The organism is Cohnella abietis (genome assembly GCF_004295585.1).
GTDB classification, from domain to species: domain Bacteria; phylum Bacillota; class Bacilli; order Paenibacillales; family Paenibacillaceae; genus Cohnella; species Cohnella abietis.
The window spans coordinates 3,382,579-3,398,468 of record NZ_AP019400.1 but is presented as its reverse complement, the minus strand read 5'-3'; the positions used below and the strand labels follow the sequence as shown (position 1 = coordinate 3,398,468).

Below are 15,890 nucleotides of genomic sequence, written 5' to 3'. Positions count from 1 at the left end.
GCGCAAAAGGGCGCCCTCTAAAGAGGACAACCCTATTAACAAATATTAACCTTTAACGGCACCCGCTGAGAGTCCGCTAATGACGTAACGCTGTGAGAACAGCGCAATAATAATGATAGGTAGCGTAATGACAGTAGCTGCTGCCATTAGGCCGCCCCAATTCACTTCGGAATATGAAATGAAGTTAAAGAGTGCGATCGGAAGTGTTTTGGTCTTCTCTCCTGCAAGCACGAGTGAAAACAGAAAGTTGTTCCATGAAAAAATGATAGACATGAGTGACGAAGTAATTATTCCTGGACCGGATATCGGAAGTACAATTCTTACAAATACGCCGGCTTTACTGCTTCCATCGATGAGTGCTGCTTCTTCAATCTCATTGGGAAGGCTCTCGAAGAACGGGATCATGACCCAGATGATGAATGGCAAGCTAACTAACATATGGGATAAAATCAAGGCGGTGTACGAGTCAATCAGGTTCATATTATTGAAGAGAATGAACCATGGAAGCAAGAATGTAATACCTGGTACGATCCGTGCAATTAGAATGGTTAACGCCAATCCATGCATACGGTAACGTGCGATGCTATAAGCTGCGGGAAGTCCTAGAAGCAATCCTCCTGCTGTAGCACCTAGTGCAACAACTGCGCTGTTGTAAATATACTTCATGAAGTTGTTCTCTTGAAATACTTGCACGTAATTTTTCATCGTTGGCTCGAAGAAGAAAAAGTTACTCGTCGACTGCATTTGAATTTGTGTTTTAAAGGAAGCTAGAAGCATCCAGACTAAAGGAAAAGCAAAGACTACGAGTACGAAAACAGTCAATATGGTGAATAGATATCCACTTATCATTCCACGCCGCTTCACGATGCCACCTCCAGTCGCTTACGTAACCAGATGACCCCAAGTGTCATACCCAATACGAGTAGGAAGAACAAGACAAGCAACGAGGAAGCCAGTCCTAGCTTAAAGTTCTGGAAGGCGAGAATATATCCGTAAATATTCAATGTCTCCGAAGAGGAGCCCGGACCGCCTTGTGTTGTTGCGAAAATAATATCAAAGGTTTTGAGTGCGTCAATCATTCTCAGCATGAGAGCTACTAAAATAGTCGGTCGAAGCAACGGCAGCGTAATGTATATGAATTTCTGCCAGGCTGACGCCCCGTCTACATCTGCTGATTCATACGGATCCTGAGGCAAGGTTGTTAAACCTGCAAGGAGTAGTAGACAGATCATCGGCGTCCATTGCCAGGTGTCAATAATAATCAGAGACGGAATAACCTGATTGACAGAGCCGAGCCATTCCAACGGATTTAATCCGAACGTCTTAAGAATAGTGTTCAGAACTCCGATACTCGGTTCAAAGATTAACAACCATACCATGCCCATCGCGATTGGCGTTGCAACCATCGGCATGAGGAAAATCGTCTTTGCAACATTTTTGCCTTTTCCTTTTCTATTCAACAAAACCGCTATCAAAACACCAAGCACCATCTGTACAATAACTGCTGCAAATGTGAAATAAAACGTAATACCAAAGTCATGCCAAAACCGCTCACCAGATAATAGTTCCTTGTAGTTGTCGAGACCCACCCATTTAGGAGGATTAATAGCAGACATGCTCCATTCAAAAAAGCTTAGCCTAATCGTGTAACCAAGTGGGAACACCATCATCAGGGCAACGAAAAGCACTGCTGGAAGTGTAAATACCCACTTCAATCTTTTGTCTAACCATTTCAATGCCATGCGAAACCTCTCTTTCCCATGCTGCCTGTAATCGGGTAGAGCCAGAAGAAGAGGAAGTCTCTTCTGGCTCTTCAAACCCTCTAGATTGTTCGCTTATTTCAATTTTTCCTTGTCGATCAGTGCTTGGAAGTCTTTGTTTGCCTTGTCAGCTGCTGCTTGAATATCTTCGCCTAGCATCGCCTTAACGACGATATCTCCAATGATTTCCCGTGCTTCGCCAACACTGATGACTTGCGGACGGTCATGGCCGATACCGATCTTAGAATTCTCCAATGTAACTTCTACAAGCTCTGCAGGGAACGCACTTGTTGATTCAGGATCGTTCCATACTGAATCCCTAACGCCTGGATTACCTTCCTTCTGCAATGTCCCTACCATCTTTTTGCTAGTCGCCCATTTAATGAATTGCCAAGCTGCGTCTTTATCAGCTGCATTGGCATTGATGCTGAGTGCCCAAGTCGAAGCGCTTACAGGCTTAGAGCCCGCTGCCCCTGTAGGAAACACTGCATACCCGATATCGTCAGCAACGACTGATTTTTCCTTGTCCGTTCCGTTCGTATAGCTTGAGCTAAACTCGATGAAAAATGCTGCTTTGCCTTGTGCGAATATTCCCCATGCTTGCGGGAATGCCATGTTGAGTACCCCTGGTGGACCGTAATTTTTTAACCAATTCGCATATCTGCCGAAGCCTTTAATCGCTTCTGGAGTATTAACGGTTGCCTTGTCACCTTGCATAAAATCTGCACCCTCAGAGAACAGGAATGGCGCTACCATTGTTACCAAAGCACTTCGTTGACCACGAGCTACGAACCCATAAACCTCTTTTTTCGGATCGTGAAGCGTCTTGATCGCTTCCTCAAGCTCGTCCAATGTTTTTGGAACAGCAATTCCAGCTTTCTCCAGCAAGTCTTTCCGGTAGTAAACGACTGTTTGATCGAGCAGAACTGGGATCCCGATCAGCTTGTCATCAACTACATTCGCTTGAGTTGCAGATTCAGAGAAATCTCCAAAGTCATAATCAGCATCCTGGCGAGCTAACTCGTCAAGCGGGTACACCCAACCGTTCTTCGCGAATAGCTTCGCTTCTTGAGGTGGACGAAGCATGAATACATCAGGAACACTTGCTTGGGTAGTCAATTGAATGGAAAGCTTCTGTGAAAGCTGATCTTCCGCGAAGCTCTGGAATTCAACCTTCATCCCTGTTTCCTTCTCGAATTCAGGAATCATTGTTTTGAGTGTGTTCCCAAGAGGTAGATTACCTAAGTAAACTGTTAATTTTTTACCCTTGTGAGGCTGATTAGCGTTACTCGCAGTTTCGGTGCCTTCACTGGCGTTCGGCGTCGATTTGCCACCGCAACCCGCGAGAAGACCTGCAACCAACGTCATGGAAACACCTAAGACCAACCATTTCTTTGTCTGAATCATCATGTGACCTCCCTGGTCTATTCTGTAATAGTGCGTCTTTCCTTTCATCATCATAAAGGGATAAAGAATTCAATTATAGAGCAAATAATTAGCCTTAATAGCACAATTTTAATCGGGGGCTATACGTGTATTTTATTAAAAATAGATAGATTTCCGCATTGGTTGATGTTGGAAAATAGTAAAAAGCCACATGGAGATGTTACTCTCACACGTGGCTCCCTACTAAATCGCATACTTATATATGCTACATTAATTTTCTAGTCCCATAATGATGGAGTTAATATGGACGCCTGTCGGCAAATCATTTTTGGATATCCCAATAAGAGATCTTACAAATATGTCACCTTGAATAGCTTCGCTTGAAGTTCTTTCGTTCTTTACTCGGTTTACCTCAATTTTTAGAATCGGGTCTTTTTCTTGTTGATATGTGCTTGGTAATGATAATGATTTAACCTCAAATCCATCTGTTGAAGACTTCACTCCTCCGATGCTAACAGCTATGAAAAACTCTGTAGGAGTTTCTTTTATATAGAATCCACCGGGCGCCAAGGTTTTATCATTCTCATATTTGTCAGTAACTTCTTTGGGTAAGCCATCTGAATCGTCCTTCTCCCAAGAGAAATTCGGCGAATACTTTGAGTATAAATATTGTTTAAAAGGGATATTCAGCCTGTTTGCATTAACATCTGCATCTACTGCTACTGTCGCGGACTGAATCGCATTCCTCTTCTCATCAGCCGCACAACCCATTTGTAACCCCAAAATCAAGATGATGATAAGAAAGCCGCTTATTCTCTTCAACAAACTATCCCTCCCTGTTACCCCGATACACACTTCGTCATTAATTCGCTTAAGAAACTTGCGAGAAATCCCGGCAATAACTATACATTATATGGCTATTGCGCGCCGAGCCACGTTTGTTGGGCCAATAACCATACATTATATGGCTAATGCGCCCCTAGTCACGTTTGTTGAACCAATAACCATACATTATATGGCTATTGCGCGCCGAGGCACGTTTGTTCGAGCAATAACCATACTTTCTATGGCTATCTTAAAGGGCTGTGAAAGTAGGTCATTTTACTCCGAATCCTCAAAACCATCCTACCAATCTCTTTCTTGGATTGCTGTTTCAGTATCAATGTCAACATCAAAAAATTTCAATATTTCTTCGACTGTACTAGCTATTGACTCCCTTGCTACGGTTTCTATTTCGCTGTCGTTTTGATCAAATTCTTCTTGCAATTCATTAATGGCTATCGTCATTTCATCAAGCTTTGCTTGAATTGCATCATTGGTGTGAGTTCCGCTTTCTAAGAAAGTAACAACCTGAACAATCTGATTTTTCACTTTGTCGACTAGGAACGTTGGGTAATAGCTGTCACTATACATATCCTTAAGATAAATAAAATTAGAATCTAGCTTCATACAAATATCATCACCTATCAGCAGTATTGGTATATTTCCAAGTACAATCATACGAAATGTATGTAATAAGTTCAATTTATTTGAACGCCGCCCTTGCACTAAGAAAATTGAATTGTCTTTTCGACAAAATAATGAGGGAATTGATCAACATAAATTCTAAACGCAGCGAATTAAAAGCAGTTATTTTTTATCCTTTTGTGTCCTAATCTTATCTCATTCTCTCATATTCATTGTTTGCCTTTACATTAAATGGTATTATTTGGTCGCTTGAAACATTAACAAAAAGGGAGGGAAACACAAACAAAATATGGCTTGCAGGCATCGTTCGCAGATTTAGTCGAAAATGTGCACGAAGCGGTAATGTATTTCCAAATTGAGAGAGGAAGTGTTAATTGTGAAAAACCGTGTTCTCAAAATCTTTATGTGTTTAACGATTGTATTACTTTTGATTCCGGCCTTCTCCGCACAAGCTGCTACAAACATCACTGCGACAAGCATCACCAATAACTCCTTAATGTTGAACTGGACGCTTGGATCAGGAGAAACGAGTGCAAACATTTATAAAGACGACTCCTATCAAGCGAACGTTGCTGGAACAAGCTATTACGTGAGCGGTCTCAGTAAGTGTACAACTTATGTTTTCGAGGTTATTGGCAATGGATCGTTTTCGGGAGAAACAATCTCGGTTAAGACCACAGGTTGTCCGACCGCTCCTGTCATCACTTACAACAGTAAATACAATTCCACAAGCTTAAGTTGGACCTCTTCAAATGCGGTCAGCTACGACATCTATAAGGACGGAAACTATGTCACTACTACAATTTATAATAACTACACTGTGACTAATCTTCCTAGCACAGCGCTATGGATAAAAATTGTCGCTAGAAACAGTACTGGACAAACCGCCGAAACGACGGTAGTAATAAGCACACCAGCTGTCAACGACAGTTGGACGTTCTCAAGCCTGTATGGAGACATCAAAATGAAAGCCACATTTACGAACCCACGTGAATATAGCACTAGCATATATATATCCCTCTTCCGGTTAACAGGCACCGGAGAAGTCAATGTCTCTACTCAAACCGTGTTCGTCGGCGGGAACCAAACAGTTACCGCTGTATATCCACTCGCAACAAGTCAGCCTTTTGGAACTTATCGGGTATCTGTCAACTCTCCCTATATTCTCCCATCAAACGTCTTACTGGGCAGTTCCTTCTAACAATTCAACTAAGCAAGAAGGACGCCCATAATCGGGCGCCCTTTTTGCTTACTATTTGATTTGAAGTGCCTGCAACACATCGTCAACCTTCAGGCTGTCGGCGATTGGGCCGGATAACGCCCAATGTCGGGCTGATACTTTATGAGCTTGCCCATTCTTCACAGCAGGAATAGCTTTCCAAACATTCAGCTTTTCCACTTCCTCTGATTGAGCGACTTGCTGCTTAAAGTCATCTTCATTGGAAAGGGAAGCACCATAATCTAAAAATAAGTAATCAGCCGTTAATTGCGGAAGCGCCTCTGTAGAAAGCATTGTGCCGCCCCAAGTGTCCTCGGTATTTTTCTGAAACTCCAATACCTTAGCATCCGGTTTTAGTCCAAGATCGTTATAAAGGACGGACGTCCAAGACCACTCTGGAAAATCCAATTCTACATTTTTCGTTGTCGGGCGAATAAAAGCTACAGTCTTATTTTCACCAACAGCTTGCACGATGCTTGCTTTGGCCTGGCTTAATTTGTCCTGATAAGTCTTAAGTACAGCGCCTGCTTGCTCCTCTTTACCTAGAGCAACACCAATATCTTTTAGCGACTGCTGCCAGTCGTCACGAATGTAGCCAATAGTAGGCGCAACCTTGCTTAGCTTCTCGTAGCCTTGCTCATCAGTCACATATTTATTGATAATGATTAGATCAGGATCTGCTGACATAATCGCCTCAACATTGATGTCAAAGGAGTTATTGGTGGCAATCCCCTTTTCCTTAAGCTGCTTGTCCAAATAATAACCGTCCGAGCTGAAAGCTTGTACGAGCGGTACATCAAGTGACAACAAAATATCTTCCAATCCAATGGATACAATGCGCTTAGGGTGCGCAGGTATAGTCGACTCTCCGTACTCATGCTTAACTTGCCTTGTCTGTTCTTCTTGTACATCTGGTGTGGATGTCTCTGGTGCATTATTCTCTTGAGTCGCTTGAGCTGAGGAAGGCTGCTCGCTTGCATTGCTATTGCTGGAATTTGATCCACAAGCGGTCAATATAAGAGTAAATACCAAGGTTAACAATAATGTAGTTGATAATAAACCTTGTTTGCGACGTGCCTTTCTCGGACCTTCAACGATAGATACTTCTTGATGCATGTTCATATTCCCTCCAAATTCGATATTGATAATCATTATCATTATCATTCATATTGGATTATACCGCACGCTTTTACTTGCGTATATTCACAATCGTGCGGAATTGTTAGCGCTGAGCGCACAAAAACATACGTTGCGCAGCATCTAGAAATCGCTCATGATTAAGAGCCGTATTCTCCGTCCATGGGTACACCCATGATGGATGCCCAGACTGAATATGTATTGTACCCTTACGTGTAGCTTTCAGATCTTTCCAGTGCTCCGATCTCTGCAGCGAATGCCATAGCTCCTGCGATTCAGCATCCCCATCAATGTTAACGACAATTCTATCAGCATCACAGCCACTCAATCGCTCTAAGTCGATAGATTCATACCATTTGATTCCCGTAACGTGAGAGGCTGGTGTCAGTTGCAAATCATCATATAGAACGGTCATCGCTTCACGTCCCCAAATAAACAAGCTACCACCAGCTATTTTCAGAACAAGTATCTTATCCTCATTAACAATGCTCCTGACACTTTCTCTGATCATTGCCGCTTTCCGGTCATATTGCTCCTGCCATTGTTCCGCTTCATTCCCCAAATTCAGAAAGTCACCCACCAGACGAAGATGGGTCCGCCAATCATTTTCCATCCAGGGCAGCAACAGGACAGGCGCAATTTGGTTAAGCTTGGCTTCTTCCTCTGGTGAGATCGTGCTGTTCAGCCCAATGATACAGGCTGGCTTAGCCATAAGAAGTGCATTGCGGTTAAATTCATAATTATGACCAAGTGGAACTACAACATCGCTACTATATTTCCGGCTATATTCATCTGTCCAATAGTGATCGAGTGGCGCAGTATAAGGGATCGTTTGCAGGGGCAATAGCTGTCCGAGAATCGGCCAGCTGTAAGCAGCTATTCTGCGTTTTCGATTTCGGAGATAAATCGCAGGGGCGATACCAACCTGCTTCTTGAACACAGTCCGGAAGTAATGCTCGCTCTGAAAACCTACCTGACTGGCAATTTGACCTATCGAACGCTCTGGTTCAAGCATGAGCTGTTTTGCATGATGAAGCCGCACTTCCCTAATGTACTCCACAATGCTCTTATCATAACGTTCCTTGAACATTCTCATTAAATGATACCGGCTTGTACCCGATAATGCGGCCAAACGGTCAATGGATATATCTTCACTATAATAATGGTCGATTTCCGCTTTCACTCTAGCTAGAGCTTCCAACGTAACCTGCCCCTCGATTAATAAGGCCAGCAGTTCATGAAAAGCTGCTTGAGCGTGCATTCCTTCAGCAGGATTCGCACTTTGCCAGTAACGAAGAATAGTCTCACATATCTTCACAGCAGAAGGAAGCTGGCATTCTGCTTCCCACAGATCCAGCCCGTCTTTGTGAATTTGTTCATTTCCCCGATCGTCGTTCAGACTACCCATCTCATAATAAAGAAGATAAAGCATATGTCCGTCTTCCGATGATACCCCTATCTCCACCTGTTGCCCTGGCTTGCAAGCCAATACCATTCCTGGATAAGTCATAACGGGATGTCCATCAATAACAACACGGTCCCGCTCTCCAGTCGCTATAATGAATAGATTTCTCTCCACAATTTCTCTTTTGAATGACCAGTAATTACCGCTATAAAGGACACTTTCTATTTTCATTAGCTTGAACCATTTGCGGCTCAGCAGCTGGTCATCAGTCCGTGAAGCATATTCATTAGCAAGCATGCCAAGGCACCACCCTGTTATGATCTCTCTATAGCTTCATACTAGATGATAATTATTATCAGTGTCAATCTCCATCGCTGTCGGACCAGAATATAACAATAGGTATAAAAAGTAGGCCGCACCTGAATTAACGGGTGTGGCCTACTTATTTGTACTTGAGCTTTTAATTCAGCGCTGACAGGATGCTGTCACACAATTCCATCGTGGCAATATTGTCGCGACCTCCTGAACGTGGGGTAACCCCTTTCGTGCAGCAGGTCATAAAATGTGATATTTCCCCAACGAAGCCTCGCAAATATAGATCCCTCAATCCGCCTGACATAGCCGAGGCAGAAGGAACAAGAACAGTGTCATTCTCTGCAAGTGATTGCCATGGCAATGCGTTGGATTGTAAGGAGTGATGTATCGTCAGTTTATTGATATCTTCTGCGTGTGCAAAGCCATGATCAAAGGTGACGAGCAGTCCTTCACTTTCGCGGGACCATGCGCTCATGCCGGAAAAATACAGGCTACCAACGATACCATTGTCAAATTTCAAAGAAATACATTGAGAGATCAACTCATCTTGACTGTTTGAAAATCCAGCCACTTGTGAAACTTCGCCAAATAAATGACGAACAAGATCAACAATATGAATCGCGGCCAGCTTAATGAATTGTTCTTCATCTTTGCAAAATGGGGTCGTGTCTACTGCGAATTTTACTTCGAAGGAACGTGCTGAGCCCAATGTTTGACCGGAGATCAGTTCCTTAAGCTTCTCATAAACTGGAGCAAAACGCTTCATAAATCCGACCATAAGCACTACGCCGGCTTGCTCGGCTGCATGTGCTATTTGAGCCGCTTCCTCAGCATTCCAGCCGAGAGGCTTGTCCACGAATACATTTTTTCCAGCTTTAATACAATCCAATACAAGAGATGGCTGATCTTGGGGCTGAGCTACGACAATAACTCCGTCACAGCGCTCCTGCTGTAGCATCAACCTGTAATCGTCATAAGCATTGCCTTTGCTTCCGAAGCGCTGAAGCGCTGCTTGGGATCTGACTAACTCCCTCGTTGCGATGGCGATGATTTCTGCTCCCGCTTCAATAGCTGAGGGATAAATATTGGTCGATGCGTGAAATCCGGCGCCAATAAAACACAATGTTGCTTCACTCATGGATTTCACTCCTTTTCGCTTCATAATCCTTACTTTTATTTCCCTTTTACATTTGAACGATATTGCCCTGGCGTTAGCCCTGTCCACTTCTTAAAAGCACTCTGAAAGGCACTTGGCTCTGAAAAATGTAGCACATAAGCGATATCCCCTACTGAATACTCCCGTTTCCTTAATAGCCCCATTGCTAGCTCCTTACGAACTTGAGTTGATAACTCAACATATGTGGTGTTTTCTTCCTTTAATTTGTACTGGAGCGCTCTCGTACTCATACCGAACGATTCAGCCGTTTGCTGTAGAGTTGGAAAGAAAGAAGGCATGCTTTGCTTGATCCAACGAACGACCTGATTTGACCATACGTTATTTTGGTTCAATTCTCTCATTGTTTCCTGTGCAATAGTCTCGAATACCCCTAGCAGCTTTATATCAGAATACATAACTGGAAAATTCAAAACGTCCTTGCTCAACCGCAAGCTATTTTCCTTACTGCCGAATTTGGGGATAATCCCGAATGCCGACATATAGGGACCAGTATCCTCAGGTGCATCATGTGTAAACTCAATCTCATGTAAGGAAATTGGCCGATTACTTAGTTTGCCAATCATTTGATACAAGGAGCTGGCCATATCCTCCACACAATGACGGGACATCTGCTTGGAATGTATTAAGAATAACCGAATAAGGACATCTTCCCCATTTATTTCCCACTCTAGATTGAATCCACTATACAAAATCGCATTGTACCTTTGATAAGCGGTTAGAGCATCCACGATTGTTTTCGAATGCAGCATCACATACCCCAGAATGCCCATATCTACGAATTCCATGAGCTGTCCCTGATGCAAGCCAAAGTAATGATCCTGAGTATAATTAGCTGCCACGATCATTAACCGTTCCAATTCCTCAGCAGAGATACGAGCATCCACATCTTGCAGCAGTTGGGGATCGAACGAAGCAAATTTGCAGTACAGCTCAGTGTCGAAGCCTTTATTAACGATTATCTTCATGATCGGATATACCATTGAGATGGCAACCCCTCTACTATTCAAGCTCTGCTCCTCCTTGCGCGAATCAACATGTTTAGTGTGCGAAATATCATTACATCATTTTGAAAATAATTATATGCTGGTTGTACCTTACATCCTATTATAACGCCTACTATTAGAGGAGGAACATGAATATGGAAGCAAAAATACTCATAATAACTGGGCATCCGACTCCTCAAAGCTTCTGCTCAGCCTTGTCTGACGCTTATATGGAAGGAGCCTTAAGCAGCAAAGCACAGGTGCGGACCATCGATCTAAGTAAAATAGAATTTAATCCGAACCTGAAATTCGGATACCATCAACGAACTGAGCTAGAGGATTCCTTGAAAGAAGCGCAGGAGCTCATTAGCTGGGCTAATCACCTTGTCTTTGTATATCCCACATGGTGGGGGGCAATGCCTGCCATTTTGAAGGGCTTTATAGATCGTGTCTTCCTTCCTGGCTTTGCTTTCAAATACCGTAAAAATTCTCCCCTATGGGATAAGCTTCTTACCGGTAAATCAGCGCATTTAATCGTCACAATGGACACCCCGTCATGGTATTACCGATTAATATACAGACGTGCTGGACATAGCGTGATGAAACGAAATATTTTGCAATTTTGCGGGATCAGTCCTGTACGAATCACAGAGATTGGTCCTGTTAAGTCTTTATCAGATGTGCTCCGCGTTAAGTGGCTAGACAAGGTAAAGCGACTCGGATCAAAGCTTGCCTAAAACCTACTCTTATAGGTAAGCCTGTATATGCATAAGCTTTTTATGAGTGACCGCCCTTCAATGGGCGGTTTTTCTGTTTTCATCAGATTTGGATAGCAATTTGAATAACATACTTGTCTGGATCACCAACAGCCAAATAACTAAGTAGCTCATATTCGTATGCGTCGCCCGTAATAACAAAATCGCTATCGGCAATATAAGTCTTCAGCTTCTCATAAGATGCAGGCAAGCTTTCGTGCGATCCCTTGTGATTCATCACCATATATTTTCCCTTTGGCTTAATATAAAGTAGCTCTCCTTCATGCTTAACGCTAATCCTATTGCAGAAATAATCGGGATCATAGACCCCTTCCTCTACATGACTTTTGGAGATAATCGATCCAATAGGAAAATCATAATCAATATGGTGCTCCTTGCAATAATCAAAGATCGCAGCTATTTTACGTGCATAATCCTTTTCCCCGCTCTCCTTAGAAAGCCGAGTCGCAATAAAATATTGTTCCTCACACTCTTCAACCCAAGGCTCTCCGTATGTAGCATGAAGCGCAAGATCTGTATTATGAATAGCACCTAACAAAAGACTGTTCATTCGCTCGAGCTTTCTTTGCTCTTCAACGAGCTGTTGCTGCTTTTGCTTGAGTATGGATAAAAAATGCGATGTATTTTGATTATTTATATATTCCTTAATCTCTTGTAACGATGTTCCAGTCTCCTTCAAAACCGCAATAATGTCGAAAGTAAAAAACTGTAGGTAAGAATAATAGCGATAGCCGTTTTCTTTAACAATCTCAGGCTTCAATATTCCAATGTCATCGTAGTGGAACAACGTATGCTTCGTAACACCGCAAACCTTAGCAAATTCACTAGTCGTAAAATATTGATCATAATCCTTAGACATTTTATCCGACCACCTTGACTGTAGGGTTGCCCTATACTTTAGAGTACAATAACGTGATCACGCTGCCCTGTCAACAAATCATCAGTTTTACGGAGGATTACTATGTCTACACTTCATCATCTTTCCAAATTTCAACGCTGGTTAGTGCTTGCAATTGTGTCCAGCGCACTGTTTCTAATCGTTATTGACATGACAGTCCTGTATACGGCCCTTCCGACTCTAACCTATGATCTTGCTGCTACTGCTTCGGAGAAGCTTTGGATAGTTAACATTTACCCACTAGTAATCGCTGGTCTTCTGCCGGGCTTAGGTACACTAGGAGATCGTGTTGGGCATAAAAGGCTTTTCGTTATCGGACTAGCCATCTTTGGGATTGCTTCACTGGTTGCCGCGTACGCGCCGATACCACTTGTACTTATTGCTGCCCGCGCCCTGCTTGCTGTCGGCGGTGCCATGATGATGCCAGCAACACTTTCCATTATTCGAACTACTTTTGTGGATGAGCGGGAGCGTTCACTAGCCTTTGGTATTTGGGCTTCTGTCTCATCTGGCGGAGCTGGGATCGGTCCACTCATTGGTGGCTTATTGCTGGAGCATTATTGGTGGGGGTCGGTATTCCTCATTAACATTCCAATCGTTATTATCGCGCTGATCTTAGCTATCTTTCTTATCCCTAACAGGAAAATGAATGGGAGCAAACCATGGGATTTAATCGGTTCTGTCCAAATTATGACGGGATTGGTTGGTATCGTGTATGCGATTAAGGAAATCAGCAGACGTCAAGGCTCTTATGAAGTGGGTTTGATTTCTGCCGTAATTGGAATCATAGCTCTAATCTTATTCGTGCGCCGCCAGCGCAAAAGCGCTACTCCTTTGATTGATTTTGCCCTATTTAGAGATCCAAGATTTACTACAGGGGTAGTAACGGCTCTACTGTCTTGCTTCGCTCTAATTGGGATGGAATTAATCGTCACACAGCGGCTTCAGCTTGTACTTGGCTATTCTCCCCTAGAGGCGGGACTATTTATTATTTTCGCTCCGATAGCCTCCTTTATCTCAGGCATACTTATCGGTCTGCTATCTCATCGTGCGAATAAGATGAAGGTACAGTGGATCTGTTTATTGGTGGCCGGCTCGGGGATGGGTATGCTATTGCTGGTTCATAACGGAAATATGCTGCCACAGGTCACAGCTTTAATGATTATGGGAGCAGGTCTTGGGGGAGCAATGACTGCCGCCTCTCATTCCATTATGATTAATGCCCCAGTGGAAAAGGCAGGCATGGCCGCGTCTATTGAGGAAGTTTCATTCGAGCTCGGTGGGGCTTTAGGAGTTGCGCTTCTTGGCAGTCTGTCTTCTTTCGTCTATACCGCTTCTTTTGTTCTTCCTGAAGGACTAGCCGTCTCGCCAGTAGTTCGGGACAGCCTCGATGAAGCACTTAGAATTGCCAGAGATCTGCCCGCTGCCACTGGCTCCACTCTCGTAGAAATAGCAAAAACCGCTTTTAACAAATCATTTTCCGTTGTCCTTGCGGCTGCAGCAATGATTCTCGTCATCGCTTCATGCATAATCGCCGTCATAGCACAGCTTACAAAAGCTCGGGGAAACACTAATTAAAGCTTTTTATTCCCTAATCGCTACATTAGCTCAGATTGCTTGGGGCTGTCCCACAAATGAACATTTGGGCAGTCCCTATGTGAGCTTAATAGTTAACATTGCCGCTCGTTACTCGAATATATCGTACAAGTACATCTGTAGGTGCCTCTTCCTGACCCCGTTATTCGATAATTTCGAACATCTACCTCCGTACGTGCCTCTTCCCAACCTCGTTACTCGAAAATATCGTACATCTACCTCCGTACGTGCCTCTTCCCAACCTCGTTACTCGAAAATATCGTACATCTACCTCCGTACGTGCCTCTTCCCAACCTCGTTACTCGAAAATATCGAACATCTACCTCCAAACGCGCCTCATCCAGCCCTCGTTACTCGAAAATTTCTAACATCTACATCCTAACGTGCCTCTTCCAAACCTCGTTACTCGAAAAATTCGTACACCTACCCCCAAACGTGCCTCTTCCAGACCTCGTTACTCGAAAATTACGTACACCTGCCCCCAATCGTGCCTCTTCCAGTCCTCGTTACTCGAAAATATCGTACATCTACCTCCGAACGTACCTCTCCCTAACCTCGTTACTCGAAAAATTCGTACACCTACCTTCGTACGTGCCTCCTCCAGACCTCGTTATTCGAAAATTTCGAACATCTACCTTCGTACGTGCCTATTCCAGACCTCGTTACTCGAAAATATCGTACATCTACCTCCGAACGTACCTATCCCTAACCTCGTTACTCGAAAAATTCGTACACCTGCCTCCGTACGTGCCTTTTCCTAACCTGTTATGCATCGTTATTGAGATGAAAACTCCTTACATTATCAATTAGATGCTTATTCATTAATGATAAGGTTTCTTCTGTAAAATAAGCCTGGTGCGGTGTGCAAAAAACATTATCTAGGCTGCAAATGGTTGTTTCTTGTAAGGGTTCTTCCGGAAACACATCTAGGCCCGCTCCAAAGAGTCTTCCATTACTTAAGGAGTTTTGTAAAGCAGCATAATCTAGCAAGCTTCCTCTTGAAGTATTAATTAGAATCGCGCTCGTCTTCATCATGTCGATTTTGGCTTGATCAAAAAACACTTTATTATCTTTGTTAGACAAATGTAACGTAATAATATCAGATTCTTTTACGACATCTTCTAGTGGAAGTGCACTATCTTCATGCTTACCTGGTTTATTAGCTACTAAGATTTCCATCCCCAGTGCGCGACCTATCATTCCTACTTGTTTGCCAATTTCTCCGTAACCGATTATCCCTAATTTCTTTCCTTGTAATTCATAATTCGGCTTTTGTTGACCTTTCCATTTCCCATTCATGATGTTTGCATGTGACATTTTCAATTGTTTCGTTATTGCAAATATTAAAGCAAAGGTATGCTCAGCAACTGAAGTCTGGCCTACTTGAGGGATACCCTTAACAATGATGTTCATATCCCTAGCTAATTCTGAATTAATATAATCAGTATTATGTGCACGTACTCCGATATACTTGCAATTATCTAGGCACTTAATTAATTCGTCTGAGATTCGACTATGTACAAGTAATACATCACACTTTCGCAGCTGGGTCTTATCGGGCAATTGGGATCCAAAAAAATGAACATCAAAAAGCCCCTCAAGTTGATCCCTATCGTAGCTTGATAATTTAATAACCGAGTCTACTAAGCAAATTGGTTTGATTCTCGTCACGATAACGATCTCCCCTACATTTTGATTAACAATTCTTCAGTCTCTTTTTCAAATATAAGGGTTTAAAGGGAAAAATAAAATCACTTCGGATGAAGTGATT

The 15,890-nt window shown here is 43.1% G+C and carries 14 protein-coding genes; 3 read left to right on the top strand and 11 right to left on the bottom strand.

Annotated features, from left to right (window positions below):
• Window positions 1-45: 45 nt before the first annotated feature.
• The 5 genes from KCTCHS21_RS14590 to KCTCHS21_RS14570 form a co-directional block, all read right to left on the bottom strand.
• Complete coding sequence (locus KCTCHS21_RS14590; RefSeq protein WP_408621788.1) at window positions 46-864, bottom strand: carbohydrate ABC transporter permease; 819 nt, start codon at window positions 862-864, stop codon at window positions 46-48.
• Complete coding sequence (locus KCTCHS21_RS14585) at window positions 861-1,742, bottom strand: carbohydrate ABC transporter permease (RefSeq protein WP_130609479.1); 882 nt, start codon at window positions 1,740-1,742, stop codon at window positions 861-863. Before KCTCHS21_RS14585 ends, KCTCHS21_RS14590 begins: the two co-directional genes overlap by 4 nt.
• A gap of 93 nt (window positions 1,743-1,835) precedes the next feature.
• Window positions 1,836-3,170, bottom strand: coding sequence for an ABC transporter substrate-binding protein (locus KCTCHS21_RS14580; RefSeq protein ID WP_232058196.1), 1,335 nt, complete (start codon window positions 3,168-3,170; stop codon window positions 1,836-1,838).
• Window positions 3,171-3,416: 246 nt separating this feature from the next.
• Window positions 3,417-3,968 carry a hypothetical protein gene (locus KCTCHS21_RS14575; RefSeq protein ID WP_130609476.1) on the bottom strand — a complete coding sequence of 184 codons (552 nt, stop codon included), beginning with the start codon at window positions 3,966-3,968 and terminating at the stop codon, window positions 3,417-3,419.
• A 303-nt stretch (window positions 3,969-4,271) separates the two neighbouring features.
• On the bottom strand, window positions 4,272-4,595 hold the full coding sequence (locus KCTCHS21_RS14570; RefSeq protein ID WP_130609473.1) for a DUF5713 family protein: 324 nt from the start codon (window positions 4,593-4,595) through the stop codon (window positions 4,272-4,274).
• Window positions 4,596-4,989: 394 nt separating this feature from the next.
• Between KCTCHS21_RS14570 and KCTCHS21_RS14565 the strand changes: the two genes are divergently transcribed.
• A complete protein-coding gene (locus KCTCHS21_RS14565; protein ID WP_130609470.1) occupies window positions 4,990-5,814 on the top strand; it encodes a hypothetical protein in 825 nt (274 codons plus the stop codon).
• A 51-nt stretch (window positions 5,815-5,865) separates the two neighbouring features.
• Here KCTCHS21_RS14565 and KCTCHS21_RS14560 read toward each other — a convergent pair whose 3' ends face one another.
• The 4 genes from KCTCHS21_RS14560 to KCTCHS21_RS14545 all read right to left on the bottom strand — a co-directional run bounded on the left by KCTCHS21_RS14560 (window position 5,866) and on the right by KCTCHS21_RS14545 (window position 10,873).
• Window positions 5,866-6,948 (bottom strand): ABC transporter substrate-binding protein, encoded by a 1,083-nt coding sequence (locus KCTCHS21_RS14560; protein ID WP_130616522.1) that lies wholly within the window; start codon window positions 6,946-6,948, stop codon window positions 5,866-5,868.
• A 106-nt stretch (window positions 6,949-7,054) separates the two neighbouring features.
• Window positions 7,055-8,671: an AraC family transcriptional regulator gene (locus tag KCTCHS21_RS14555; RefSeq protein WP_130609467.1), complete on the bottom strand. Its 1,617-nt coding sequence runs from the start codon at window positions 8,669-8,671 to the stop codon at window positions 7,055-7,057.
• A gap of 163 nt (window positions 8,672-8,834) precedes the next feature.
• Window positions 8,835-9,827: a Gfo/Idh/MocA family protein gene (locus KCTCHS21_RS14550; RefSeq protein WP_130609464.1), complete on the bottom strand. Its 993-nt coding sequence runs from the start codon at window positions 9,825-9,827 to the stop codon at window positions 8,835-8,837.
• 35 nt (window positions 9,828-9,862) lie between these two features.
• Window positions 9,863-10,873: an AraC family transcriptional regulator gene (locus KCTCHS21_RS14545; protein ID WP_130609461.1), complete on the bottom strand. Its 1,011-nt coding sequence runs from the start codon at window positions 10,871-10,873 to the stop codon at window positions 9,863-9,865.
• Between the two features lie 131 nt (window positions 10,874-11,004).
• On the opposite strand from KCTCHS21_RS14545, the gene KCTCHS21_RS14540 reads away from it, so the two are divergent.
• Window positions 11,005-11,586 carry an NAD(P)H-dependent oxidoreductase gene (locus KCTCHS21_RS14540; protein WP_130609458.1) on the top strand — a complete coding sequence of 194 codons (582 nt, stop codon included), beginning with the start codon at window positions 11,005-11,007 and terminating at the stop codon, window positions 11,584-11,586.
• Window positions 11,587-11,668: 82 nt separating this feature from the next.
• Here KCTCHS21_RS14540 and KCTCHS21_RS14535 read toward each other — a convergent pair whose 3' ends face one another.
• The gene (locus tag KCTCHS21_RS14535; RefSeq protein WP_130609455.1) at window positions 11,669-12,484 is read right to left on the bottom strand and encodes a MerR family transcriptional regulator; all 816 of its coding nucleotides are present in this window, start codon (window positions 12,482-12,484) and stop codon (window positions 11,669-11,671) included.
• 102 nt (window positions 12,485-12,586) lie between these two features.
• Between KCTCHS21_RS14535 and KCTCHS21_RS14530 the strand changes: the two genes are divergently transcribed.
• Complete coding sequence (locus KCTCHS21_RS14530) at window positions 12,587-14,101, top strand: MFS transporter (protein WP_130609452.1); 1,515 nt, start codon at window positions 12,587-12,589, stop codon at window positions 14,099-14,101.
• A 783-nt stretch (window positions 14,102-14,884) separates the two neighbouring features.
• Here the strand turns inward: KCTCHS21_RS14530 and KCTCHS21_RS14525 are convergent.
• Window positions 14,885-15,790 carry a 2-hydroxyacid dehydrogenase gene (locus tag KCTCHS21_RS14525; protein WP_157994049.1) on the bottom strand — a complete coding sequence of 302 codons (906 nt, stop codon included), beginning with the start codon at window positions 15,788-15,790 and terminating at the stop codon, window positions 14,885-14,887.
• Window positions 15,791-15,890 lie beyond the last annotated feature (100 nt).

What these genes read in the sequence shown, in the direction of transcription:
- KCTCHS21_RS14585 (WP_130609479.1), bottom strand. Translation starts at nt 1,742, where the DNA reads ATGGCATTGAAATGGTTAGACAAAAGATTGAAGTGGGTATTTACACTT.
- KCTCHS21_RS14580 (WP_232058196.1), bottom strand. Translation starts at nt 3,170, where the DNA reads ATGATGATTCAGACAAAGAAATGGTTGGTCTTAGGTGTTTCCATGACG.
- KCTCHS21_RS14570 (WP_130609473.1), bottom strand. Translation starts at nt 4,595, where the DNA reads ATGAAGCTAGATTCTAATTTTATTTATCTTAAGGATATGTATAGTGAC.
- KCTCHS21_RS14560 (WP_130616522.1), bottom strand. Translation starts at nt 6,948, where the DNA reads ATGCATCAAGAAGTATCTATCGTTGAAGGTCCGAGAAAGGCACGTCGC.
- KCTCHS21_RS14555 (WP_130609467.1), bottom strand. Translation starts at nt 8,671, where the DNA reads ATGCTTGCTAATGAATATGCTTCACGGACTGATGACCAGCTGCTGAGC.
- KCTCHS21_RS14550 (WP_130609464.1), bottom strand. Translation starts at nt 9,827, where the DNA reads ATGAGTGAAGCAACATTGTGTTTTATTGGCGCCGGATTTCACGCATCG.
- KCTCHS21_RS14540 (WP_130609458.1), top strand. Translation starts at nt 11,005, where the DNA reads ATGGAAGCAAAAATACTCATAATAACTGGGCATCCGACTCCTCAAAGC.
- KCTCHS21_RS14535 (WP_130609455.1), bottom strand. Translation starts at nt 12,484, where the DNA reads ATGTCTAAGGATTATGATCAATATTTTACGACTAGTGAATTTGCTAAG.
- KCTCHS21_RS14530 (WP_130609452.1), top strand. Translation starts at nt 12,587, where the DNA reads ATGTCTACACTTCATCATCTTTCCAAATTTCAACGCTGGTTAGTGCTT.